The sequence below is a fragment of the Paraburkholderia caffeinitolerans genome (genome assembly GCF_902859945.1).
Taxonomy (GTDB): domain Bacteria; phylum Pseudomonadota; class Gammaproteobacteria; order Burkholderiales; family Burkholderiaceae; genus Paraburkholderia; species Paraburkholderia caffeinitolerans.
Genome location: NZ_CADIKL010000026.1, coordinates 1 through 23897 on the forward strand (window position 1 = coordinate 1; position 23897 = coordinate 23897).

General features: G+C 61.5%; 17 protein-coding genes and 1 riboswitch. Of the genes, 6 read left to right on the forward strand and 11 right to left on the reverse strand.

Going from position 1 to position 23897, the window contains the following annotated elements:
* The 5 genes from HV773_RS22875 to HV773_RS22895 all read right to left on the reverse strand — a co-directional run.
* On the reverse strand, positions 1-285 hold a 285-nt coding region (locus HV773_RS22875), incomplete at its 3' end, for a pyridoxal-phosphate dependent enzyme (RefSeq protein ID WP_175196818.1).
* A 531-nt stretch (positions 286-816) separates the two neighbouring features.
* Positions 817-1875: a ParB/RepB/Spo0J family partition protein gene (locus tag HV773_RS22880; protein WP_246282365.1), complete on the reverse strand. Its 1059-nt coding sequence runs from the start codon at positions 1873-1875 to the stop codon at positions 817-819.
* On the reverse strand, positions 1832-2518 hold the full coding sequence (gene parA, locus HV773_RS22885; RefSeq protein WP_175196819.1) for a ParA family partition ATPase: 687 nt from the start codon (positions 2516-2518) through the stop codon (positions 1832-1834). Before parA ends, HV773_RS22880 begins: the two co-directional genes overlap by 44 nt.
* Positions 2519-3546: 1028 nt before the next feature.
* A complete protein-coding gene (locus HV773_RS22890) occupies positions 3547-4923 on the reverse strand; it encodes a replication initiation protein (protein WP_175196820.1) in 1377 nt (458 codons plus the stop codon).
* 2839 nt (positions 4924-7762) lie between these two features.
* Positions 7763-8161, reverse strand: a complete 399-nt coding sequence (locus tag HV773_RS22895) for a Rap1a/Tai family immunity protein (RefSeq protein ID WP_175196821.1) — start codon at positions 8159-8161, stop codon at positions 7763-7765.
* Between the two features lie 228 nt (positions 8162-8389).
* Here HV773_RS22895 and HV773_RS22900 point away from each other — a divergent pair, with 228 nt between their 5' ends.
* Positions 8390-9349, forward strand: coding sequence for a sulfonate ABC transporter substrate-binding protein (locus HV773_RS22900; protein ID WP_175196822.1), 960 nt, complete (start codon positions 8390-8392; stop codon positions 9347-9349).
* Positions 9350-9394: 45 nt separating this feature from the next.
* On the opposite strand, the gene HV773_RS22905 is transcribed toward HV773_RS22900, so the two are convergent.
* Positions 9395-11086 carry a purple acid phosphatase family protein gene (locus HV773_RS22905; RefSeq protein ID WP_175196823.1) on the reverse strand — a complete coding sequence of 564 codons (1692 nt, stop codon included), beginning with the start codon at positions 11084-11086 and terminating at the stop codon, positions 9395-9397.
* Between the two features lie 369 nt (positions 11087-11455).
* On the opposite strand from HV773_RS22905, the gene HV773_RS22910 reads away from it, so the two are divergent.
* Positions 11456-12565 carry an HPP family protein gene (locus HV773_RS22910; protein WP_175196824.1) on the forward strand — a complete coding sequence of 370 codons (1110 nt, stop codon included), beginning with the start codon at positions 11456-11458 and terminating at the stop codon, positions 12563-12565.
* Positions 12566-12603: 38 nt separating this feature from the next.
* Here HV773_RS22910 and HV773_RS22915 read toward each other — a convergent pair whose 3' ends face one another.
* The 4 genes from HV773_RS22915 to HV773_RS22930 form a co-directional block, all read right to left on the reverse strand.
* Positions 12604-13995 carry a sensor histidine kinase gene (locus tag HV773_RS22915; protein WP_175196825.1) on the reverse strand — a complete coding sequence of 464 codons (1392 nt, stop codon included), beginning with the start codon at positions 13993-13995 and terminating at the stop codon, positions 12604-12606.
* Complete coding sequence (locus HV773_RS22920; RefSeq protein WP_175196826.1) at positions 13976-14653, reverse strand: response regulator transcription factor; 678 nt, start codon at positions 14651-14653, stop codon at positions 13976-13978. The genes HV773_RS22915 and HV773_RS22920 overlap by 20 nt, the downstream gene beginning before the upstream one ends.
* Positions 14654-14695: 42 nt before the next feature.
* Complete coding sequence (gene tcuC, locus HV773_RS22925) at positions 14696-15991, reverse strand: MFS transporter (RefSeq protein ID WP_175196827.1); 1296 nt, start codon at positions 15989-15991, stop codon at positions 14696-14698.
* A 138-nt stretch (positions 15992-16129) separates the two neighbouring features.
* Entirely contained in the window at positions 16130-17191 is a 1062-nt protein-coding gene (locus HV773_RS22930; protein WP_175196828.1) for an ABC transporter substrate-binding protein, read from the reverse strand.
* A gap of 218 nt (positions 17192-17409) precedes the next feature.
* Here HV773_RS22930 and HV773_RS22935 point away from each other — a divergent pair, with 218 nt between their 5' ends.
* The 4 genes from HV773_RS22935 (at position 17410) to HV773_RS22950 (ending at position 22405) form a co-directional block, all read left to right on the forward strand.
* Positions 17410-18189, forward strand: a complete 780-nt coding sequence (locus HV773_RS22935) for a DeoR/GlpR family DNA-binding transcription regulator (RefSeq protein WP_175196829.1) — start codon at positions 17410-17412, stop codon at positions 18187-18189.
* A gap of 308 nt (positions 18190-18497) precedes the next feature.
* Positions 18498-20027, forward strand: coding sequence for a glycerol-3-phosphate dehydrogenase (glpD, locus tag HV773_RS22940; RefSeq protein WP_175196830.1), 1530 nt, complete (start codon positions 18498-18500; stop codon positions 20025-20027).
* 32 nt (positions 20028-20059) lie between these two features.
* The gene (gene glpK / locus HV773_RS22945; protein WP_175196831.1) at positions 20060-21565 is read left to right on the forward strand and encodes a glycerol kinase GlpK; all 1506 of its coding nucleotides are present in this window, start codon (positions 20060-20062) and stop codon (positions 21563-21565) included.
* Between the two features lie 123 nt (positions 21566-21688).
* A complete protein-coding gene (locus tag HV773_RS22950) occupies positions 21689-22405 on the forward strand; it encodes an MIP/aquaporin family protein (RefSeq protein WP_175196832.1) in 717 nt (238 codons plus the stop codon).
* 51 nt (positions 22406-22456) lie between these two features.
* Here the strand turns inward: HV773_RS22950 and HV773_RS22955 are convergent, their stop codons facing one another.
* Positions 22457-23461, reverse strand: a complete 1005-nt coding sequence (locus HV773_RS22955; RefSeq protein WP_175196833.1) for a sodium:calcium antiporter — start codon at positions 23459-23461, stop codon at positions 22457-22459.
* Between the two features lie 84 nt (positions 23462-23545).
* A riboswitch (yybP-ykoY riboswitch) is annotated at positions 23546-23723 on the reverse strand.
* Positions 23724-23897 lie beyond the last annotated feature (174 nt).

The window sequence follows — 23897 nt, forward strand, 5'->3', positions numbered from 1 at the left end:
TTCGAGTTGCGCGGGCGTGAGGTGCGCCATCTTGTTGTAGGCACCGCGCAGCTTGAAGGAGAACACGGGCTGGTTGTCCTCGCGCTTGAGCAGGACGGTGTTGCGCAGGCGCGCCGAGAGGTTCGGCGCGCGCTCCAGTTCAGTCTCGCGGGCCACGTCGTAGACGCGGGCGGTAAGAACCAGACGAAGGTAATCTGTTTGCTGCGCGTTACTGACTTTGCTTTTGACCGTAGCGGCCTGGGTTGTGTCGGCTTCGACTACGGCTTGGCTCGATTCGACCTGCATGACGACTCCTGTGCTTTCTCTTGATATGTCTTGTTGCCAGGAGGCGGAAACAAAAAACCCGCCTCGTGGGGCGGGTTGTTGTCGCTTATGCCAGACGTACGCTAACCCACCATTCGTTGAATGGTGCAAATAATCAGCGTAATCGGGCAGTGGCGAGAATTCATCTGCACAAGCATGAGGGAGGTGGCGGCAATTGTCAATCCGGCAAATGCTTTGGTGAAATGTCTTGATAACTACAAATTACATTTCAAATAACACGTTTCGAGCGTTGAAACGATCATGAGTTTGCCGTGAACGCGGCAACCGCCTTGGAGCCGCCAATTAAACACGTCTAACCGTGAAACATTCTAGGAGTTTGAACATATCCCATTGATTAAAAAGAAAAATATCTAGTGCGCCGATTTTCAAGCCGTGTTTCACGGTTTCGACCCCAGCCACGTATTTACGTTACCAAGCTACTTCTGGGGTCCGTAAAAGCAAAGGGCAGGTGCCCTTCCGGCCCTGCCCTTTCCGGTATTCACACTTTCGGTTTCAGCTTGCCTCGGCCGTATCCAGCTCAACCGCATCTATCTCGGCCGCCCATTCATCGATCACGGCCTTCATCCGTTCGGCCAAGCGCTGCTGATCTGCCGCAGCGATGCCTTTCAGGCTCAACTCGGCACGGCCGTCACCGAAAAGCTTCAGCTCGCCAAGCGCCACGCCATCCGGGCGATTGAACTGCACACGCGATTGATAATGCGTGCGGCGCGGCCCGATACGCCGCGCACCCGCCTCCGCCGACGCGGCGGCCTCGAGCTTTCGCACGCTCGCCTTGCCTTCGATGACCTGCCCGAGCCAATGCTCGGCGACACTCACGCCGGCGCGGTCGAAAATCAGCTTGATGTTGTAGGCATGTCCAAGACCGATGTCCTTACGATGCTGGGCCATGCGCTGCAAGAGAAATGGCGGCAATGACGTGAGCGAAATCACCTTGCTGATGTGCTTCGGATCCTCGCCAACCGCTACACCCAGTTCAACCTGGTCGACGTAGACGCCATCATCCAGCAACTTCTTCCAGGCAAGCGCGTCATCAAAAACCGTCTGCTCCTCACGCTCCTTGTTGGCGTGATAGGCGCGCAGATAAAGGTTCTGGTTGTCGAGACCATCACGAACATCGGCGTCGATATGCTTGTCGCCGCGCGAGCGCGCCGCGCGGATACGGCGCTCGCCGTCGACAATCACATATTTGCCGGGAAACTCTGGCAGCCGCGTGACGAGAATCGGCGTGATCTGGCCTTGCGTGGCAAAACTCTCCGCGAGTTCGTCGATTGTCTCCGCGCTGTAAAAGGCACGCGGATTGTACGGATTGGAGACGACTTCCTCGACCGGAATTCTCGTGACCGCATGAACCGCCGGGGCAGACGGCTCCACCGGTGCGACCTCGGTCTGCGTGGCAGACGCCGCATCGCGCTGTGCGATACCCACGATGTCGCCATCGGCAAGACGCTCGCCTGCAGACGCGCGCTCAACGGCCATGCCCGCGCGAACCTTGCTGGTGAAGTTGAGCTTAGTTGCCATCGACGATCTCCTCTTCTTCTTGAACGAGCGCAATGATTTCGTTGTAGACCGCAGCGATTTCGTCCTTGGCGACCTTCGTGCCGCGCACCCCCTTTACGTCGAAGACCGTTCGCCCCAGCGCCGCCGTCTGTCGATACAGTTCGCGTTGCTTGACGGTGGCTGCGAGCACATGGACATTGCTCTCGGCAAGAATCGCACTCATCTGCGTGTGCAAGAGTGTCTTCGAATTAGCCTTATTCAGCAAAATTGCGAATTTACCGGCAGGATTAGCCACTCGTGTACGCTCGACCAACTCCATCATCCCCTCGCTACTCCAGATGTCGATCGGAGATGCGTCGGTCGGGATAATGGTCGCATCGGCAACAGCAAGGACACGGGCAGTGGTTAGATCGTTGATATTCGGCGGGCAGTCGACGATGACGACATCGTAGTCGTTCGCAAGCGCTGCGATCTCAGGTCCAATCATCTTGTCGAGCTTATTAATGCTGCCGACGCGAAATGGAAGCGGCGTTTCTGGACCGGAGGCCGCACACCAACTCATACACGATTGCTGACCGTCTGCATCGGCGACGTAGACCTTGTAGCCTTCGGATCGAAACGCACCCGCCAGATTCATGCTGGTTGTGGTTTTTCCCACTCCGCCCTTTTGGTTCGCTACCGCAATGACCAGTCCCATTCAGTTCTCCGTGCAATGTTCAACGCTGGTGCCGCCACACGCTAATCTCCACGTGGAGATTCTCCAGCGAGTTAATTGGCAGTCTAGCGGCAAGTTAAAGTAAATTCTAGCTTCAGCGCTGGAATCGTTGTCAGATCACAACCAAACTAGCTATTAGGACAAGAGACTCTGTGAGGTGAAGATTTATCCAAGCTTGAATTTGTGAAGGCTTTCGATCAAGTGACCATGGCGCCGGTGTGCGGTCTCCACGTGGAGACACCAAGCGGGACGGGTAAGGTCCGTCGAACACGCTTCACTTTGCGAAATCACAGAGATGGCCTCTGAGCCATGACTTACCGGCAAGGAAACATCAATCAAAATCGAACATAGGCTGAACACCCAAAGACGATCAACCGGGAAGCGTTCATCTGCGCTAGCACCTCGACACCACAGTCACCACGTGGAGACTGTGTGTTCCTTTGGCAACTCCGACATTCAAAATGAAACTCACTTCCACAACAGGCTATTACGACGGTGTGGTGCTGATCTCCACGTGGAGATTCGTGAGATGTTGTGATATGGCAAGAGACTATCTCAAGCGAGTAGATACCTGATGACAATGCCCAGAGACAAGCCTGTCACGGCAGTGTGCTACACAAGCTTTGTTCTCAAGTAGCTGATACGGCTACACCAATGATCGCCATCACGACCTGTTCGTTGGTCTTAATGAACAACGCCGCTCAAGTAGCGTGCGACGAGCACACAAACCGGATGCGTTGGAAATGGCCTCGCTATGATTTGCAAATCTGGTGACCCGACTGCGCGATTTACGCACGTAACCAGTCGATCTCCACGTGGAGATCAGTTCGCGATAAAAGAGAGGATCGGAGCCACCCAGGGTCCGCCGGAAGCGGAGGGAGCAAAGACATCGCAGACACTACCAAACATCGAGTGTTTGGCGGCGCCGCGATGTAAAAGAAAAATGGGTAAGTGAAATTTATCTATCTTCTTATAATGGATGAATTTCCCTAAAACCTCAACAGCGACAGTTACTCGGATCCTGCTTTCAACGTGAGCTCGATATCGCCCATGGCCTGAAAATCCGCCGTAGCCGGTCCCTGTTGTCCGCTCAGCAGGAATTCGAGCAAATCGGCGGCAGTCGGTTGGCCCCAGGTATCGAGAACCACCCAACGGAAGAAGTTCGTCGACGCCATCTTGCTCGGCACCTTGGTCATCGAAACCTTGAGCTTGTCCATGCCCACCGTTTCGTTATACCGCTTGATAAGTGCGGTCTGATCGTCGTGCTCGAGTTCGTTGAAGTAGGCCCGCGCCTCGGCAATCTTCGCCGCGATATAACGATCCTTCACTTGGTCCTGGCTTTCGCGTGCCTTGGGCGAATCGGTACTCGTGCCGCTTGCAGTATTGGCTCCCGGCAGTTGATAGCCCTGCATCAGCGCCTTGCGGAAATACGCAGCCACATTGGCGAGCGGTGCCGCATTTTTCTGGGCGACACGCGCGGCCGTATAGGCCACGGCCGTGCGAATCTTTTCCTCACCGTACTGCTTCAAGAGACGTCGCGCCTCCGAGACCGGAACATTGAATTTCGACATCTCGCTAATAAGTACCGTCTCATTCGCACGAAGCTCCTGGGACGGATCCGTCTCCGGCTTGCGGGTCACACGGAATTGCAGGGCGACGACCGAGCGGCCCACCTTGTGCTCGATGAGTTCGAAGTTGTGGTCCGAGATCTCGTTGACTTCCTTGATGCAGGGCACCAGCACGCGGCTCTTGAATTGCTTGTAGAGCTTGTACGACTGTGCCGAGGTATCCTGGCCGAGAATGAGATCACGCAGTGTCGCGAGCGGAAAGCGCGCAGTCATCCCGACGGCTTCGTAGCGCACCACGTTTTCCCATAGGGCAAGCGAATGCGCTTTCCTGAACTGACGCGTGATCCGCATGTCGATCATCGCGTAAATTTCGGGGTTCAAAAGCTCGCCGCGGATCTGCTCGGAAAAGGTATAGCGCAGCACCGAGCGCTCGAGTTCCGCGCCCGCAAGCAAACCGGAAGCCTTCCAGATGCTGCGTTTGTCCTGCGTGAGATAGTCCCAGTTGACGACCGTGCTGATCAGCGAATTGATCGTCTCCTTGACGTACTCCGTATTGTTGCTGTTCAGATCGACGTCCTGGGAGAGGGCGGAAATTGTGATCTCGAACGAAGAGCGGCCGGATTCGAGCGAGTCCTGTCGGATCGCATTCTTGATCAACGAGCTGAACATCTTGCGCTGCTGAAGGCTGATCGACCCGGATTTCGGCGCGATGTGAATCGCGGGGACCGCCTTGCGGAAGAGGTCAGGCGGCTGGCCTTGCTGGAATACGAGTGCACCTTGCTTGTCGGCGTCGCCGGCATCGGCCTTTTTTCTTGCCATATGATTCACGTTAAAAGGGAACCTGGTCGGTTGGTAACTGTATACCAACCGACCAGGTGACTCAAGGCTACGGACCCACCTGTGCGGGAGCACGACACTGCGCGCAGGAAAAGTTGACAGTCGCCGCGTGGGTCGACGCAATGGGCAACCGGACAAGCATCGAAGCGAGTTCCGGCCGTGCCAATGCGGTCCCATATCAGGTTACTTTTTGAGCTCACCACCTTGAATCAGCTCCCATAACAAGCTACCTTAAGCTCCCCTGGTGAGTGCTCACTTCGAATAAGGTTACTCACAGGTACCCGATTATGGGAATTAAAGGTAAGCGACTCATCAGGGAACTTCGGCCCACAGCATGCAAAAAATCCCCCACTGGTGGTGACCTATGACTTACCCCATAAATGGGAACCTCAAGCAGTTCCGATCAAGGCTCACCTGGATCGCCTTTCGCAGGCAATCCACCAGAAATGGGTACCTTGGACTTCTCCCATAAGACGCTACCTATCTACGCCTCGTGAGTTACACAGCAGGTGCCCACGCGAACGGCTTCCCAATGGGCAATGGTCACCTCCCGAATGCCCAGTTACAAGGACCCATAACGGGTTACCTTAAGCGTTCCCCATAGCAGGGTACCTTTCTAGTCCCCTAAAGGACTTTCAGATGAGGTGAATCTCCGACGTGCGCCCCATAGCCGGCTACCTTTTTTCGTTCCCATAAACGGCAACCTCAGCGACTTCCGGCAATTTTTCCCATACAGGGCAACCTTTTCCCCATATCCACAGACCGGAATCCCCATTTGAGGCTACCGAACCCCCATATCCACAACCCCCAGATCCCATAGCCAGTACCCAGCTCCCCATAAGCTGCAACCAAATCGCCCGCAAACCCTTACCAGATAAGGCTTTGCGCTCGATAAAGGTTTACTAAAGGTTCTAAAGCGTAAAGGTAAACACTGAAACAAGCGTCCGATGACAGATACGTTTCCCAAAACCGGGACCCTATGGAAATGTTAGTGATCACCAACCCACGATCTCCCAAACCCGGTGACCTTAGAACCTAAGTGGAAGAATCAAGCTCCCAAAACCCGGGACCGTTCGGTGGATTTCTAAGGAATCACATTAATTACGTTATCTAATCGCATGATTTATATGGGTACCTATCTATAGGGGTACCTTGATATGGGAAAAGGCTCCTGAAAAAGGTAACTGCCTATGGGATCGAAACACCTACTGAGAAGCTCATCGCCTTACCAGACACCAGGTGACCGGAAAACCGGAATCCGTCTGCTGCCCCCTCTTCTTGCTGCGCAGTTGAGTGCGATTCCCCGAGTACACGTCAAAGGTCCCCACTTCCCATATCTTGTTACCCACTTCAGGTCACCAGTTATGGGAGAACCTCAATTGGATCCCCGATAGATTGCCAATCTGTGTTGCAAGGTGCACCGCAGCATGCCGCACAGGTGACCTCGGCTTGCACCTCCGCGGGCGTGAAGAACTCCGTCGAACCCATGGCATAACTATGGGAGCCGGGTAAGAGTGGCTGCCGAATCAGGAGAGCGCTCAGCAGCCTGAAACGAGGTTCACTGGCGCAACGGACCGTGTCCTTGTCTGATACTCGTGACGGCCGCTCCATCCGAACCTGACACTCGCCGTTTCGAATTCAGTCGTGCTCCACCCGATCGATAAGCTGACAGCCAAAAGTGAGGTTCCGCAATCGCCCGTGAAGGATCGAGTACTTTGCGTTCCGCCTGCACCAGGTTGGTGCAAAATCCACGATGGATGAATCTGCGGGGTTGGGCGGGCACATTCGAGATTCAGGCGCTGCGCAAGCCGCGCCGATGGGCGATATCGGCCACGACCTTCTGCCGTCCACGCAAGCAAGCTCTGACGTTCGATATTGGCGCGGCGTAATCCTCGCCAGGCACGATCGGCGGAGTGCGAGAGGACAACTGGCATTGGGTCGCACGGCGCGCGCGTTCTCTGGTCTGCGTCGTATGCGCAGCGCAAGTTGATGGAGGAGCTATTTGACGGCGGCTTCCAGAGCTTGTACGCCAGTCTTGGCGCCGGATTGCATGCCGAGCAGACGGCAGATTCCGCGCATCGTCGGGATTCGCAGTTCAACCGGTCGCATCGGCTGGCGATCGCGATTTTCTCTGGTGTCGGCCAGGTACCAACTGTGAGCTACGAAGGGTTCGGCATGGTCACATGCCTTGCCAACTTCTGTCGGCCGCGGCGAGCCATGGCATCTGCCCGTAAGCGCGCTCGAGGAAATCAGCATCATCCCCGAAAATTAATCTGGATTCCTTCATATAAGGGATATTGGCGAAGCCAGACAACCCATTCCGGCCGGTGGCGCTTTCTGGTGTCGCGGCCGAATGGTGCAGACGATCCGCCGCGCTCACAACGCGAAGGTAACCGTTTGTGGGATTTCAGGTCGCATGCACGGCAACTTGTGGGTACCTGTCGCGCAAAAAGCAGATAGGACCTTGGGCTGGCGCGCCGCTCCGGCGAACGCCGTTCACAGGCTGCACGCCAGGTGCAGCAAGGCTTCAGCGTGTGAAGGAGGTGAAGGCGGTGACGTTCGGATATGCGATCGGGCCGTCGTGTTCAACCTGCACGCGTCTCTTCGATGCAGTTCACCCACCATCGGACGCTACCCAAGCCGCGCTTGCTGGAAAGCTGCTGTGAAATTGAACAGGGTGTTCGTCGCGGTGTTGGCCGGCTAGTGAATGTAATGGGGTATTCCGGAGTGGCAATTAATATTAAGGTAACCTTAATGAATGACGCCATGAAACATGATCAATGCTCATCCGGGGCGGATACGTTTCTCCCTGCGCCGCCGGCTAGCGACAGGGGAACGTACCCATCAGCGCCTTGTAAATGACCGCGCCCGTGGGTTCGAGAATGTATTGAAGGTGCCCTTTCATCCAGGTCAGGATTGCGCCAAGCTGCTCTTTGCGTCCGAGATTGGGCGGGACGCAGTAGCGTTGCGGCTGCTTGTCGATCAGGGTTTGAACCAGTGCGCCGTGCGTGTAGCCCGAGAGGTACATGACGCAGGCATCGAGATTTTCAGGCCTTTGGCAAACATTCAGAAAGACATCGGCTTGATCAATCGAAGGCGCCGGCGTGGCAGCCGGCGCTTGCGTGGCTTGAGCGGCGGCGTTAACAGCACAGAGCGCGGCAACGAGTGTCAGCCCGGCCAGGAGAGGTTTTTTCATTTGCGGGTGGATGGAACGGTTCATCAGAAGGAACTCGGGTGCTGGATGCGCACACCGCGCTGCAGCTTTGCTGCTGGCCGCAAGCTTAGCGGCTGGGCGGGTCTCGAAAATTGCTTTGCATCAAACGGACAATGGCTGCCTGTGCCCTTAGTCCTGCAACTGATTTGAATCGGAAAACTCCATCGTTCTGATTTGTCTGGGCGCTTCGTAGAATCGGTCGAACTTTCCTTCACGACCGTTTATACAAATCCCATGAGCACACGCCGCGCATTTCTCAAACTTTCGCTGGGTGCGGCCGCTGCCGCGCTGCCCGCCCTGAGCACGCCCCGAGCCTTTGGAGCGAACGCCGCACGCACCCTGCGCATCGGTAACCAGAAGGGCGCGCTAAGCCTTCTGAAGGGCCGAGGTACGCTGGAGCAGCGTCTCGCGTCGCTGGGCGTCAAGGTGACGTGGACTGAGTTCAACGCTGGCCCCGTGCAACTGGAGGCGCTTAACGTCGGCTCGATCGATTTCGGCGATGTGGGCGAGGCGCCACCCATCTTCGCGCAGGCCGCGGGCGCGCCGCTTGCCTACGTGGCGGCTACGCCGCCGCGGCCGCAATCGGAGGCGGTGCTCGTGCCGCACAACTCGCCGCTGCGCGAGGTTGCCGATCTCAAAGGCAAGCGCGTCGCGTTCAACCGCGGCAGCAACGTCCAATATTTCCTCGTACAACTGCTGCGCAAGCACGGACTCGATTATCGCGACGTGAATCCCGTCTTCCTCGCGCCGCCCGATGCGCGCGCGGCTTTCGAGCACGGCTCCATCGACGCCTGGGTCATCTGGGACCCGTTCTTTGCGGCGGCGCAGGCGAGCTTTGGCGCACGCGTGCTCGCCGATGCGAGCGACGTGGCGGTCAATCGCGGTTTTTACTTTTCGTCGCGCAACTACGCGCGCGATAACCCGGACGTGATCCGTGTATTGATCGACGAGGTCGCCAAAACGGACGAATGGGGCAAGAATAATCGCGCCGCGTACGCCGCCGAACTCGCGAAGCTCTGGGGCCTGCCCGCGCCTGTGGTCGAGCGGGCGGTCGATCGCACGGCGTTCGGTACGGTGCCGATCACGAAGACGATCCTCGGCGAGCAGCAGAAGATCGCCGACACCTTTCTCGATCTCGGCCTCGTGCCCAAACGCGTGGATGTGCTGCAGGCAGCGGTGCCGGGGCTCGCCTGAGCACCGCTGCAATTCATCGTCGGACCGGGGCGCTCACTTACGCGCTTACTTGCGTGACTTGGCGAGCGTGACCGTCTCGAAGAGCTCGTAGTTCGGCGTGGGCGTCTGGTCGGCGCCCGGCGCGTGATAGTAGTTCATCGTGATGGTGGTCTTGCCGCCGTGCTCGCCCGGATCCACGTCGAACACGGCGATCCCATAACCGGTACCCGTATCGCGCTGCGCGGACCAGATGGCGTCTTCGAGTGCGTCGGCGCCCGCGCGTACCCAGGTCCCCGGCGTCGCGCCCGGCACGGGCCGGTTAGGCTTCGTGAACACCTTCGCCTGCGGATTGCCGTTGCCCACATCCACGCCGTAGACGTCGAGCGGTGCGCTCGTGCCGCCGCCGCCGAGTATCAGGTGGATCGTGCCGTGGCTCGTGTCGAACGTGTTGGCGCCCGCTTGCGCGTTCGCGGCGGGCTTCGGCTGCAGCGTGTCGACGGGCGTGCCCGTCGCGGCGTCCATGCCCGCGTGATGATTGCAGCCGCGCACCGGATAGCTGCGCTCGTAGTCGTGGTCGTGGCCGCACACCACGAGATCCACGCCATAGCGGTCGAAGAGCGGCAGCCAGGCTTCGCGGATGCCCTTGTCCGAGCCGTTGCCCGTCTTCGATGAACTGAGCGCGTCCTGATGCATCTGCACGACGATCCAGTCGATGTCGTCGTCGTGCGAGGCGTGGCGCAGCGTCTTTTCGAGCCAGCGCGTCTGCTCGCCGTTGCTGTAGCCGCGCACGTAGAACGACAAGCCCGCTGCGATGGGCGCGTTGCCCGTGCTTGCTGCTGGCACGAGCGGCGCAGGGCCGGCCACGAACGCGGCGGCGTCCTGGTACACCACGTCGTCGGCGTCGAGCGAGACGAACAATACGTTGCTCACGCGGAAGCTGTACCAGCGGCCTGGAAAGCGCGTGCCGTTCTCGGGCAGCGTGTAGCGCGTGAGATACGATTCGAGCCCTTGGGGACCGTTGTGGAACTCGACTTCGTGGTTGCCGGGGCAGGGCATCCACGGACGGTTCGACGACGAGCTCTGGTTGTTGTTTGCGAAGTCGCGCCACACCTCGGTCTGATGCGACGGATTCAGGTTCGCGTAGCAGAGGTCGCCATTGAGCAGGTGAAAGAGTGGCTGAAAGCGTTCGACGGCCTCCACGGCGAAGCGGCTTTGCGGCGACGAAAGCACCCAGCCCGTGTTGGGTGTGGCGAGGTCGCCGTAGCTCGTGAAGCGAAATGGCTTGCGTCCGTGCGGTGCGGTGGTGAAGCTCGCGGCAAACGGGCTACCGGCGTGGCTGTCATTGTCAGCGGTGACTTCGTAGCGATAGGTCGTGCCGGCGTGCAGGCCGGAAAGGCGTGCGTGATAGGTGAACACGACGACGCCCGTGAGGCCGTCCGTGTAGGTGCGCTGGACCGCGTTCACGACTTCGCGGCGGCCGCGGTCCGTGGCGTACGTCACGCGCGGATGCGTGGCGGCCGCGAGCGAGGCCCACGAAACCACGACTTCGCTTGCCGGGTCCGCGCCCCAGGTGAGGTGGATCTGCTCGGGCGTGCCGTCGGGCGTGGCGGCATTGGCTTTTGCCACGCCGGCGAGCGTGGCTGCGGCGCCGGCGGCGCTCGCGAAACCGGACGCGCCGGCAAGCTTGAGGAAGCCGCGCCGCGAGACGTTGGCGGCGGCTTCGGTGGAGGATGCGTCGGGGGTGTTCTTCTTGGTCATGGCTCGTCGCAAGTGTTGCAGGGTGGATGTAAACGAAAAGATGGCTTCCCTGCATGACCTCGCGATGACACGGCTTGATAGCGTCTTGCTGCAGGAATGACGCTGCCGCAATTCGGGCTGTTGAAAAGGCTAAAAAATCAGGAATGCAAAATAAAAATCAGATGCTGAAAATGCCCGCCGTAAGTGCTCGCAGCGCATCCGCCAGGAAACATGCATACAGAATGAATTATATGTAAGCGAAAAATTCGCAATTGTTATTAATCGGAGCGTCTCAGTAACCTCAACGCACGCAAATCGCCTGAGGCGCCGCGCGGGCCTTGCAGCAAGGGCTCGCGCGGCGCGGAGCCCACCCTAGACGCACCGACGCCCATGCCTCGCACCACACTCACCGACTGGCTGACGAACTTCATTCCGCACCCCGGCGCGCCTGAGTGGCGTGAGCGGGTGCGCCGCGCCGGGGGCGCCTTACTCGGTATCGCGTTCACGGGGATCGCGACGCATCTGCTGTTCGGCAGCGCTGGCGATATTCCAATGCTGGTCGCGCCCATGGGGGCGTCGGCCGTGTTGTTGTTCGGCGCTTCCGAAAGCCCGCTCGCGCAGCCGTGGTCCATTGTGGGGGGCAACCTCGTTTCGGCGCTGGTCGGCGTGGCCTGTGCGCAATGGATCGCGACCCCGGTTCTTTCTGCTGCCGTGGCCGTTGCGCTTGCCATCAGCGCGATGTTCCTGTGCCGCTGCGTGCATCCGCCCTCAGGCGCCGTTGCGTTGACCGCCGTGCTCGGCGGCCCGGCCGTGCATGCGCTCGGCTTTCGCTTCGTGGTCACGCCCATTCTGTTCCAGTCGTTTGCCTTGCTGAGCGCTGCGCTGGTCTTTCACGCGCTCACCGGACACCGGTATCCGCGCGCGGTCTGGCGTGCAGCGGCTCCAGCGAATGCGCCGGCGAGTACCTTGGGAACTCCGGCTCAGGCAGCGGAGGAGGCCGGCGTGCTTGCCGACCCGCAGCGCCTGTCATTCGACGAGATCACCTGCGAAGAATTCATGACGAGCGCGGACCACGCCGTGCCGCTCACGATGGGCAGGTTTGCTGCATTGGAGACGCTGCGCCGCCACGGTGTTCACGCGTTGCCGGTGGTGGACGACGCGCATCGGCTCGTGGGCACGGTAACGCATCACGATCTGGCGCACGGGCGTCCAGAGGGATTCGGGCGCAGGCTATGGCGCGCGCTGCGGCGCACGACCCTGCAGGTAGAGGAGACGGTTGAAGCGGTCATGGCATCGGGGGCTCAAGCGGTGCACCGCGCCACGCCGCTGACCCATCTCGCGTCGATCTTCGCCGATCACTCGTGCTACGAGGTCCCGGTTTTCGACGATGCCCGGCGCCTGCTTGGCGTGGTGAAGCACTCGGATATGATCCGCTGGTTGCATCAGCATGCGGGCGCGGCCTATGCCTATGCGGAGCGGCCGGTAGCCGACGCGAGCTGAACGTGCCGACGCGCGACGATGCTACTCGTGCACGCGCGTCAGCCCGGCGCGAACTGTACGACGGCCATCGTCCCGCGCCCATGCGCGCCGTTCTCCAGCCTCACCTCGGCCCGATGCGCACGCGCGATCTCGCGCACGATCGCAAGCCCAAGACCGCTGCCGGGTTTCGTTGAGGCCCGGAAAAATGGCTCGAAAACCTTGTCGCGCAACTCTTGCGCGATTCCGTCGCCTTCATCCGCGACGCTCAACGTGACGAACCCCGCCGCCACCGCGAGTGTCACCATGACGGCACCGCCTTCGGGCGAGTAGCGAATGGCGTTATCGACGAGATTGAACACCAGCACCGAGAGCAACTGTTCGTTGCCCATGACTTCGGCTTGCTGCGCGAGTGTGGCCACTAGCTCTACGCGCTTGCGCTGCGCGAGCAGAGCAAGCTGCTCGATTACGCCGGTCGTCACGGCGCGCATGTCCACGCTCACGCCTTCGAATTGCGTATAGTCCGCCGCCTCGGCTTGTGCGAGCGTCAGCAATTGATTGGTGAGCCCCACGAGCGAGCGGTTGCTCTGGTGCATCGCCTTGAGTGTTTCGTGAAGCAGCGCGGGATCCTGCTGCCGGCGCGCGTATTGCAGCTGCGTGCCGAGCAGCGTGAGCGGCGTGCGCAACTGGTGCGCGGCGTCGGCAACAAAGCGCCGTTGCATCGCGGTCTGCCGCTCGATGATGTCGAGGCATTCGTTGAACGCGCTTACGATGGGGCGCAGCTCGCTCCTCAGCGGCTCGACGTCGATGCGCACGGAAGACGTGCGTACCCGCTGCGGCAACCCGCGCGCAAGCCGCGTGAGCGGGCGCAGTTCGAGCGTGAGCGCGACGCACACGAGCACGACGGCCACCGTGACGATGGCCGCGAAATAGAACATCTGCGGCCGCCAGAGCGCGGCGACCATGGCGTCGCGCTCGTGCAGCGTGCGGCCCACCGAGACGATCACGCGGCGCGTCGCACCCGCATCGTACATTTCGCGGATCAGCGAGACCGCGCGAATGGGCGCGCCGCCTACCTGGGCGTCGTACCACTGCGGGGAGGTTTCGGGAATGTGTTGAGGAAAGTCGGAGGTGCCTGCAATGATGGGCCCGCCGATTTCCTGCACGCGGAAGAACACCTGGTCGCGGTGCGGCGTGCGCAGGATTTCGATGGCGCTCGGCGAGACCGATGCGATCAGGTCGTTGCCTTGCCAACCAATGTCGCCGGCCATCACGCGCGCCGCCGAGAGCAGCGCATCGTCCTGAAGCAGGTTTGCCGTGTGCCACGCGTTGCCTCGCGTGATCAGCCCGGCCGCCGCGATGAATACCGTCATCGGCAGCACGAGCCAGAGCAGCAGGCGTACGCGCAGGCTGTTGGTCGCCCTGCTTTTCGCCTTACTCTTCGGCTTCGGCATCTTCGAGCAGGTAGCCCAGCCCTCGCAGCGTGATGATGGTCGCCGTACTCTTTTCGAGTTTCTTGCGCAGCCGCGAGACATAAATCTCGATGGCGTCTTCGCTGGTGGGGGCGTCGGCGTCGCTCACGGATTCTGCGAGCGCGGCCTTGGACACGGTTTTTTTCGCGCGCAGGATCAACGTTTCCAGCACGGTGTGCTCGCGCGGCGTGAGCGTGAGCGATTCTTCGTCCACGTAAAAGCGCAGCGTGTCCATGTCGTAGAGCAGGTTGCCGCAGCGCACGCGGTTCGTGCGCGAGGGCGCCTGGCGGCGCGCGAGCACTTTCACGCGCGCCACGAGTTCGCGCGCGTCGAAGGGTTTGACGATGTAGTCGTCGGCGCCGGCGCCGAGGCACACGACCTTTTCGTCGATGGCGCCGGTGGCCGTGAGAATCAGCACGGGCGTGGCGTCGCCGCGTGAGCGCATGCGGCGCAACAGCGCCTTTCCCGACATGCGTGGCAGATTGAGATCGAGGAGCACCACGTCGTAGGGCGAGGCGCGCAGCGCGTCTTCGGCGGCCTCGCCGTCGCCTACGTGGTCGAGCATGAAACCGTCATCGGTCAAGGTGCGGATGAGCCAATGCGCGAGTTGTTCGTTGTCTTCGACGAGCAGCAGTTTCATGCCGTTATCCAGTCCAGTCGGCCGGCCTTGCACAATGCGTTATCAGGCGGTCTTGTACTGATCGCGAGCGACGCGTGTGCGGTACAGGTACAGGGTCGCCACCAGGCCACACACGGCGGCGATGCTCAGCCATGCGCCCGGCGCGGCCTTGTCGCCGGTGACGTGAATGAGCCACGTGGCGATCGCCGGCGTGAAGCCGCCCACGAGCGTGGCGAGGCTATAGGCCATCGAGAAACCCGTGGTGCGCACATGCACCGGCATCAGCTCGGTCAGCGCGACGACCATGGCACCGTTGTACCACGCATAGAGCGTCGAAAGCCACAGTTCCACGATCAGCAGCGTCGTGAAGGAGGGCGCGCCGACGAGCCAGCGCATGACCGGATACGCGCTGAGCACGGCGAGCACGGTGCAGGCGATCAGCACGGGCGCGCGGCCGATGCGGTCCGACACCGCGCCCGAGATGGGCAGCCAGATGAAGTTCGAGACACCCACGCACACGGTCACGAGCAGCGCGTCGAGCGATGTGAGATGCAGCTCGACCTTGCCGAAGGTGGGCGTATAGGCAGTGATCAGGTAGAACGAGGTCGTCGTCATGATCACGAGGCCCATGCCGGCGAGCACGATGCCCCAGTTGCTCACGATGGCGCGCGTGATTTCGCCGAGGCTCGGATGATGGCGACGTGCCGTGAACTCATCGGTTTCGCGCAGCGAACGGCGGATGTAGAACAGGAACGGCACGATCATGCAGCCGATCACGAACGGCACGCGCCAGCCCCACTCCTTCATGTCGGGTGCGGGCAGGACGCTGTGCAGCACCACGCCGAGCGCAGCGGCGAACACCACGGCCACCTGCTGGCTGCCCGACTGCCACGAGCAGTAGAAGCCGCGGTTGCCCTTGGTGGAGATTTCCGCGAGGTAGACGGACACGCCGCCAAGCTCCGCGCCGGCCGAGAAGCCTTGCAGCAGACGCCCGATCAGGATGATGACCGGGGCGGCCAGGCCGATGGTGGCATAGCCGGGCACGAAGGCCACGCACATGGTGCCCACGGCCATCAGCCAGAGCGAGAGAATCAGGCCCTTGCGGCGGCCATGACGGTCCATGTACGCGCCGAGCACGATCGCGCCGAGCGGGCGCATCAGGAAGCCCGCGCCGAACACGGAGAGTGCGAGCATCAGCGAGGCGAACTCGTCGCCGGCGGGAAAGAACGTGGCGGCGATGGCGGCGGCGTAGTAGCCGTACACCATGAAGTCGTACATTTCCAGAAAGTTGCCGCTGACCGCGCGAAACACGGTGCGAGCTTTCGACTCTCCCGGCGCGGCGTGAATGGCTGAAGACATGTTGAACATCCTTGCATGTTGGACGAGCGCGCCCCGGCGGCCGGGTGGGCCGTCGTGCTGCTCGCCGTGTGGCGTGATTCGGGTTTGAAAACGCGGTTTAAATTAAAGCGATTGGTGTTGGCGAACGGCCGCGCCGGATTACGGCATGCCTTTCACGAATTCATTCGTATAGGTCTTCGACAGATCGACGTGCCGGGCTGTCAATCCCGTGCCTGCCGTCATCAGCACCTTGAGCACGGTTTGCGGCGCGCCGTCGGGCATCAGGCCATCCTTCGAAAACGCGCCCTGCGCCGAAGCCAGCGCGCGCACGTAACCCGCGCGATCGTTGCCGATGACCTCGGGCGGCAGCACGGCGGCGATCTGCTCAGCCGAATGCGTGCTGATGAAGCGCAGCGCACGTGTGAGCGCTTGCACCATCTTCCCGGTCTCCTGCCGGTGCGCGAGCATCCAGCTGCGCCGCAGATACAGGCACGCGCCCGCATACGGGCCACCGACCCAGCGCTGCGTGTCCTCGACGCTGCGCATGTCGACCACCGCCGTGGCGGCGCCGCTTGTCAGGAGGCGCGTGGCCGTGGGTTCCTCGACCATGCCCGCGTCGATCGTGCCCTGCTCGAAGGCTTCGACAAAGCGCGTGTCGGAGGCGAGCGGCACGACCGTGTAGTCGCCGGCCGCCACGCCCGCACGGGCGAGCAGGAAACGCGTGAGCATCCACGTGGAGGCGCCAAATCCGGTGACGCCGAGGCGCTTGCCTCGCGCCGCTTTCATCGTCGCCGTGTTTGCCGTTGTGTTCAATGCCGCCGTTTTCACGACGGCTGAGCCAGCCAATTCCCGGCCGCCTGCCGTATGAACCGACGCGAGTTCCGCGAGCCCCGCCGCGCGCTGCAGCACCACCACCGAGAGCACGTCCTGGCCGCGGCTCTGCAGGTCGAGCGTGTGGTCGTAGAAACCCACCGCGCCTTCGATCGCGCCGGCGATCAGCTCCGTGGAGGTGTCGATGCCCGCCGGCCCCGAGACCACCTGGACGTCGAGCCCTTCGTCCTTGAAGTAGCCCAACTGCGAGGCGAGCACCGCCGGCAGATAGACGATCTTGGACATGCCTCCCATCATCAGGCGGATCGGCTCGGCATGCGCCATCGGCGCGGTGCCAAGCGCGATGCACAGCAACAGAGCTCGGCCGAGATGCTGGGCGCCGGAAAGCATGACTGCGTGACTCCTCGTGACCGGCGGCTTGCCGGAATGGGTGGAAGTATAAGAAAGCGTGGCCTTCTGATTGCTTTCTGGCTGAAAGGGATTTTCTCGGTATTTACCCCCGTATTTACGCGGGTGCGTATCCAGCCCCCTATCTGCGGGCCCGCGAAATCCTCGGCCCGGCTCCCCTTACAATAGTGCCAGTCCCCATCCGCATGCATCACGAGACCATGACACGAGACCCCCGCCTCACCCTGAACGCGCGCCAGCAGGAGTTGCTCGAATGGGTGCAGCGCGACGGCTTCGTGACCGTCGACGATTTCGCCGCGCACTTCGGCGTCACGCCGCAGACCATTCGTCGCGACGTTAACTGGCTCGCCGATATGAACCTCCTGCGCCGCTACCACGGCGGCGCGAGCCTGCCCACGAGTGCGGAAAATGTCTCCTATGGCGCACGGCAACAGATGTTCCACGAGGAGAAGCGGCGCATCGGCGCGCTCGCGGCCTCCCACATTCCCGATCAGGCGTCGCTTTTCATCAACCTCGGCACCACGACCGAGGAGGTCGCGCGCGCGCTCAACCACCATCGCGGTCTGCGCGTCATCACGAACAATCTGAACGTGGCGAGCATGATGAGTGGCTACCCGGAATGCGAAGTGCTCATTACTGGCGGTATCGTGCGGCCGTGGGACAAGGGCATCGTGGGCGACCTGACCATCGACTTCATTCGCCAGTTCAAGGTCGATTACGCAATTATCGGCACCTCGGCGATCGAAACCGACGGCACGCTGCGCGACTTCGACACGCGCGAGGTGCGCGTGGCCGAAGCGATCATCGAGCACGCACGCACCGTTTATCTGGTGACCGATCATTCGAAATTCGGCCGGCCTGCGCTCGTGCGCCAAGGGCATCTGAGCCAGATTCACGCGCTCTTTACCGACAAGCCGCTGCCCGCCGAAATGGACGAGACCGTGGTCCAGGCGGGGACGGCCGTGTACGTCGCGGACTAGGCGGAGCTACGGTTCGAAGCGACTGCACGCGCCGAAACGAAAACAAAACGAACATCATTCGAAAATTCTCGCGCTTGTTCAAACTTGCTCCTGGCGCCTGATCTGGCGCTCACTTGCGCCTGAAATCTGGCTACACCCCGAGAGTTGGCCAGTTTCCCGAATTCGCTCATTGTTCCGTAAAAGCGAACTTTACTTTTTCGATTTTGTTCGATAAATTTCGAATTCGAACATTTTCGGTTCGATCCTGGCGGGTCTCTGGGAGTATCCACCAGGATTGCCAGGGTTGGCGGAACTATCAGGGAACGCAGGTGAGTCAACAGAATCGCTACGATCTGCTCGTCGTGGGTGGCGGGATCAACGGCGCGGGCATTGCGCGCGACGCGGCCGGACGCGGCCTTTCCGTGCTCCTTTGCGAGCAGGACGACCTTGCCTCGCACACCTCGTCAGCGAGCACGAAGCTGATTCACGGCGGGCTGCGCTACCTCGAGTACAGCGAGTTCGGCCTCGTGCGCAAGGCGCTGCAGGAACGCGAGACGCTGTTGCGCTCGGCGCCGCACATCATGTGGCCGCTGCGCTTCGTGATGCCGCACATGCCCAACCTGCGCCCCGCGTGGCTCATCCGCATCGGGCTCTTTCTCTACGATCATTTGGCGAAGCGTGAATTACTGCCGGGCTCGCGCGGCATCGATATGCGCCGCCACGCGGCGGGCGCGCCGCTCATCGACACCATTCGGCGCGGTTTCGTTTACTCGGATGGCTGGGTTGACGATGCGCGTCTGGTCGTGCTCAACGCGCTTGACGCTCAGGAGCGCGGTGCGAGGATTCTCACGCGCACGAAGCTCGTTTCCGCGCAGCGCGTGAACGGCGAATGGCTCGCGACTCTGCGCCGCTCCGACGGCAGCACCTTCGACGTGCGCGCACGCGCGGTGGCCAATGCGGCGGGCCCGTGGGTGGGCGAGGTGCTGAACGGCGCGCTCGGGCGTGGCGCGCAGCACAGCGTGCGTCTCGTGAAGGGCAGTCATATCGTAACGAGGCGCCTGTTCGATCACGACCACGCCTATATTTTCCAGAATCCGGACAAGCGCATCATCTTTGCGATTCCCTACGAGCACGATTTCACGCTGATCGGCACGACCGACGTGGAATACCGTAGCGATCCCGCGAAAGTCTCAATCGACGGTGACGAAACGCGCTATCTGTGCGAGTCCATCAACCGCTATTTCAAGCGCAAGATCTCACCCGCTGACGTGCACTGGACTTACTCGGGCGTGCGGCCGCTGCTCGAAGAAGAGGGCGCGAAGAATGCGTCGGCGGTCACGCGCGACTATCGTCTGGAGATGGACGACGCCGAAGGCGCGCCGCTGCTCTCCGTGTTCGGCGGCAAGATCACCACGTTTCGCAAGCTCGCGGAAGAAGCCGGCGATATGCTGTGTCGCGTGCTGGGCAGCGATGCGCCAGGCTGGACCGCTGGTGAGGCGCTGCCGGGTGGCGACATCGCGAACGCGCGTTTCGCGCCCTTCGCCGAGGCTTTCGCGCGCCGCCATGCCTGGCTGCCCGCGCCGCTCGCACTGCGCTACGCGCGCGCTTACGGTACGCGCGCCGAGCGTCTGATCGGCAAGGCCTCATCGTTCAAGGCACTGGGGCCGCAAATTGCCCCTGGCATCTACGAGGCCGAATTGCGCTACCTGCGCGATACCGAGTGGGCGACCTGTGCCGAGGACGTGCTGTGGCGTCGCTCGAAGCTCGGCCTGCACGTGACCCCGGGCACGCTGGAGGCGGTCACGGCGGCGCTCGAAGCGTGGTTTGCCGCGAACCGCGAGCCGCACATTGCGGCGTGAATCATAACTACTTACGGATGGAGATGAGAGACATGCAGGACCAACAGTACATTCTTGCGCTTGACCAGGGCACCACGAGCTCGCGTGCGATGCTGTTCGACCGGCAAGGCCAGATTGTCTCGATGGCCCAGAAGGAATTCGAGCAGATTTATCCGCGTCCGGGCTGGGTCGAGCACGATCCGCAGGAAATCTGGTCGACGCAGGCGGGCGTGGCGGCGGAGGCGGTTACGCGCGTGGGCCTGAACGGCACCAATATCGACGCCATCGGCATCACGAACCAGCGCGAAACCACCATCGTCTGGGATCGCGAGACCGGTCATCCCATCTATAACGCGATCGTCTGGCAAGACCGCCGCACGGCAGACTTCTGCGACCAGCTCAAGGCGCGGGGCCTCGAAGCCATGGTGCGCGCGAAGACCGGTCTGCCGATCGACGCATACTTCTCGGCCACCAAGATCCGCTGGATTCTCGACAACGTGGACGGGGCGCGCGAAAAGGCACGGCAAGGCAAGCTCGCGTTTGGCACCGTCGACAGCTGGCTCGTCTGGAACTTCACGAAGCACGAACTGCACGTGACCGACGTGACCAATGCTTCGCGCACGATGCTGTTCAACATCCACACGCGCAAATGGGACGACGAGCTGCTTGACGCGCTCGATATTCCGCGCAGCATGCTTCCCGAGGTTCGTTCGTCATCCGAAATATATGGACCGACCAAGACCACGGTATTCGCGTCGAAGATTCCGCTCGCGGGCATTGCGGGCGACCAGCAGGCGGCACTGTTCGGCCAGATGTGCACGGTTTCGGGGATGGTGAAGAACACCTACGGCACGGGCTGCTTCCTGATGATGAATACCGGCGCGAAGCCCATCGAGTCGAAGAACAATCTCGTGACGACCATCGCCTGGCAGATTGGCGACGAGGTGAACTATGCGCTCGAAGGCAGTATCTTCATCGCAGGCGCGGTGGTGCAATGGCTGCGCGACGGCATGGGCGTCATCAAGAGCGCGGCGGAAGTCGAGGCGCTCGCCGCGAGCGTGCCGCACACGGATGGCGTGTATCTGGTGCCCGCCTTCGCTGGCCTGGGCGCGCCGCACTGGAACGCGCGAGCGCGCGGCTCGCTCTTTGGCGTGACGCGCGGCACGACCTCGGCGCACGTCGCGCGTGCGGCGCTCGATTCGATCGCGTATCAATCGCTCGACGTGCTCGCCGCCATGGAGGCCGATTCGGGCATTAGCGTGGGCGAACTGCGCGTGGACGGCGGCGCGAGCGCCAATAATCTGCTCATGCAGTTCCAGGCGGACCTGCTGGGCGTGGATGCGGTGCGTCCGCGGATAACCGAAACCACGGCGCTGGGCGCTGCGTATCTCGCGGGCCTGGCCACCGGCTACTGGCAAAGCGTGAACGAGTTGCAGAGCCAGTGGCACGTGGACAAGCGTTTTTCGCCCGCCATGTCGCCTTCGCAAGCGGACGCCTGCCGTGCGGGCTGGCAGCGCGCGGTGCGCGCCGCCAAGGCTTGGGCCGACGACACGCAATAAGTACGCGGCGACATCCAGCAAAAGAACTCGAACGCGTAAACACAACCAATCCCGGCGGTACGCACACGGCCAGCATTACGCTGGCTTCGCTCATCCGTTTCGGAATCCTGATAAATATTTTACATGTCACCTTATATTGCTGAATTCATCGGCACGGCGATTCTCGTGCTGCTCGGCAACGGCGCGGTCGCCAACGTGCTGCTCGCAAAGACCAAAGGCAAGGGCGCAGACCTCATCGTCATCGTGATGGGCTGGGCGATGGCTGTGTTCGTGGCCGTGTACGTCACCGCATCGTACAGCGGCGCGCATTTGAACCCGATCGTGACGATCAGTCTCGCGCTCGCGGGCAAGTTCGCGTGGTCGAAGGTGGGCGGCTATATCGTCGCGCAGATGCTCGGCGGCATGGCGGGCGCGGTCCTCGTGTGGCTCGCCTATCGCCAGCACTTCGCGAAAGAAGCCGACGCCGATGTCAAACTCGCCGTGTTCTGCACCGCGCCTGCGATCCGCAGCGTGCGGCACAACGTGATCACCGAAGCCATTTGCACTTTCGTGCTGATCCTCGGCGTGCTGTATCTGGCTTCGCCGCAGGTGGGCCTGGGCGCGCTCGATGCATTGCCGGTCGGCCTGCTTGTGCTCGGCATCGGCATTTCGCTGGGCGGCCCCACGGGCTACGCCATGAGCCCGGCGCGCGATCTCTCGCCGCGCATCATGCATGCGCTGCTGCCGATTCCGGGCAAGCGTGACAGCGATTGGCGCTATGCGTGGATTCCCGTGCTTGGGCCGCTGCTGGGCGGCGTGGCGGCTTCGTCGCTGTATTTGTATTTGCATGCGACGCGTTGAGGGCCGTGAGGCGGCGGTTTCACAACGAGCTGTGCAACCGCCGCAATCCAATCACTTCGGAATCACCCACAGCATCGCCGCGAACACCGCATAGAGCCAGCCCACGTGCGTAAGTTGCCGGCTATGCACTTGCGGCGCGCGGAACGCCCACTGCAGGAACAGAATGGCGACCATCGTCGTGGCCGCAGCAAGAATCGACGGCGCACCAAGGTGCCATGGCGTGAAGAACAGGCCGAACGCGGTAGGAATGGTGGCCTGAATCATCATCGCGCCGCTGATGTTCGCGAGCGCGAGCCGCTCCTTGCCCTGACGCACCCAGATGATTGCGTTCATGATCTCCGGCAGCTCGGTGGCGATCGGGCTGAAGAGCAACGCGGTCAACTGCGGGCTCAAGCCGAGCCATGGCCCCACCTTGCCAATCTGCTGCACGAACAAGTGCGAGGCGAAGAAGATCACGACCAGCGCGCCCAGGGTCTGTAGCAGAACCCAGAACAGCGACGGGTCCGCATCGCGCGGACGCAGCTTGAGCGGCTCGAGCCCCACGTCTTCGATCGCGTCGCTGTCGTCGCTCAGCTCCTTCCAGCAATAGACCGCGTAAGCCGCGAGAAACGCAATGCCGAGAATGGGCTTGAAACTGAACACCACGAGCCCGAGCCCGATCTTCACGACGAAGATCGCGAGAAACCAGAGCTGGTCGCGGCGCAGGCGGCGCGTATTGGCGTCGACGGTGCCGGCGCGTGCGCGGCCCGCGCGCGCTACGGTCGCCAGCAATGCGACACCCACCACCGCATAGGCCACGGTGCTGAGCGCGAGTGGCCCGCCAATGGCCGCGCCAATGCCGATTTCCTTGTGGGCAGGGTCGGTGCCGAAGGCGACGGCCACGAGCGTGACCACGCTCTCGGGCAGCGCCGTGCCGAACGCGGCGAGGATCGTGCCGGTGGCCGTCTGCGTGACCTTGAGCTTCTGGCCGAGCCATTCGACGGCATTGACAAAGGTTTCGCAGGACAGATAGATGATGCCGGCGGCGGCAATGAGCAGCGCGAACGTCCAGATCATGACAAACGCTCCGTCGTGCGAGTGCGTGTGATTGAGTGCGCGTGACTGCGTGAGAAGCGGTACATGGGAAACGGCATTCCTCGGGCTGGACGGACGGACCAATGACGCAATCCCCCCGCCCAGCCCGGGTGTGAGGGATGACGTCATAGGTCTCGTCAGGCCGAAGAACGGCTGCCGGCGCCATGGCACAGCGTGCCAATTATGTTGACGGCGGCGCGTCACGCGTTGCGCGCGACGCAGACTACTCCCCTAAGACCTGCGCATTATAGCCGACGAAGGCGATCGCGCGGGAGAGGCGTGTGCCGCGTGTGCTATTTGGCTTCCGGGATTCTACGAAAACCGATTCATTCCTCCGATTGGATTGCAGCTTCCAAACAAGTGCTTTTTGCAAACTCCCCGTGCAAAAAATGCGCTGTATGTAAGCGGGCCCGCTGCC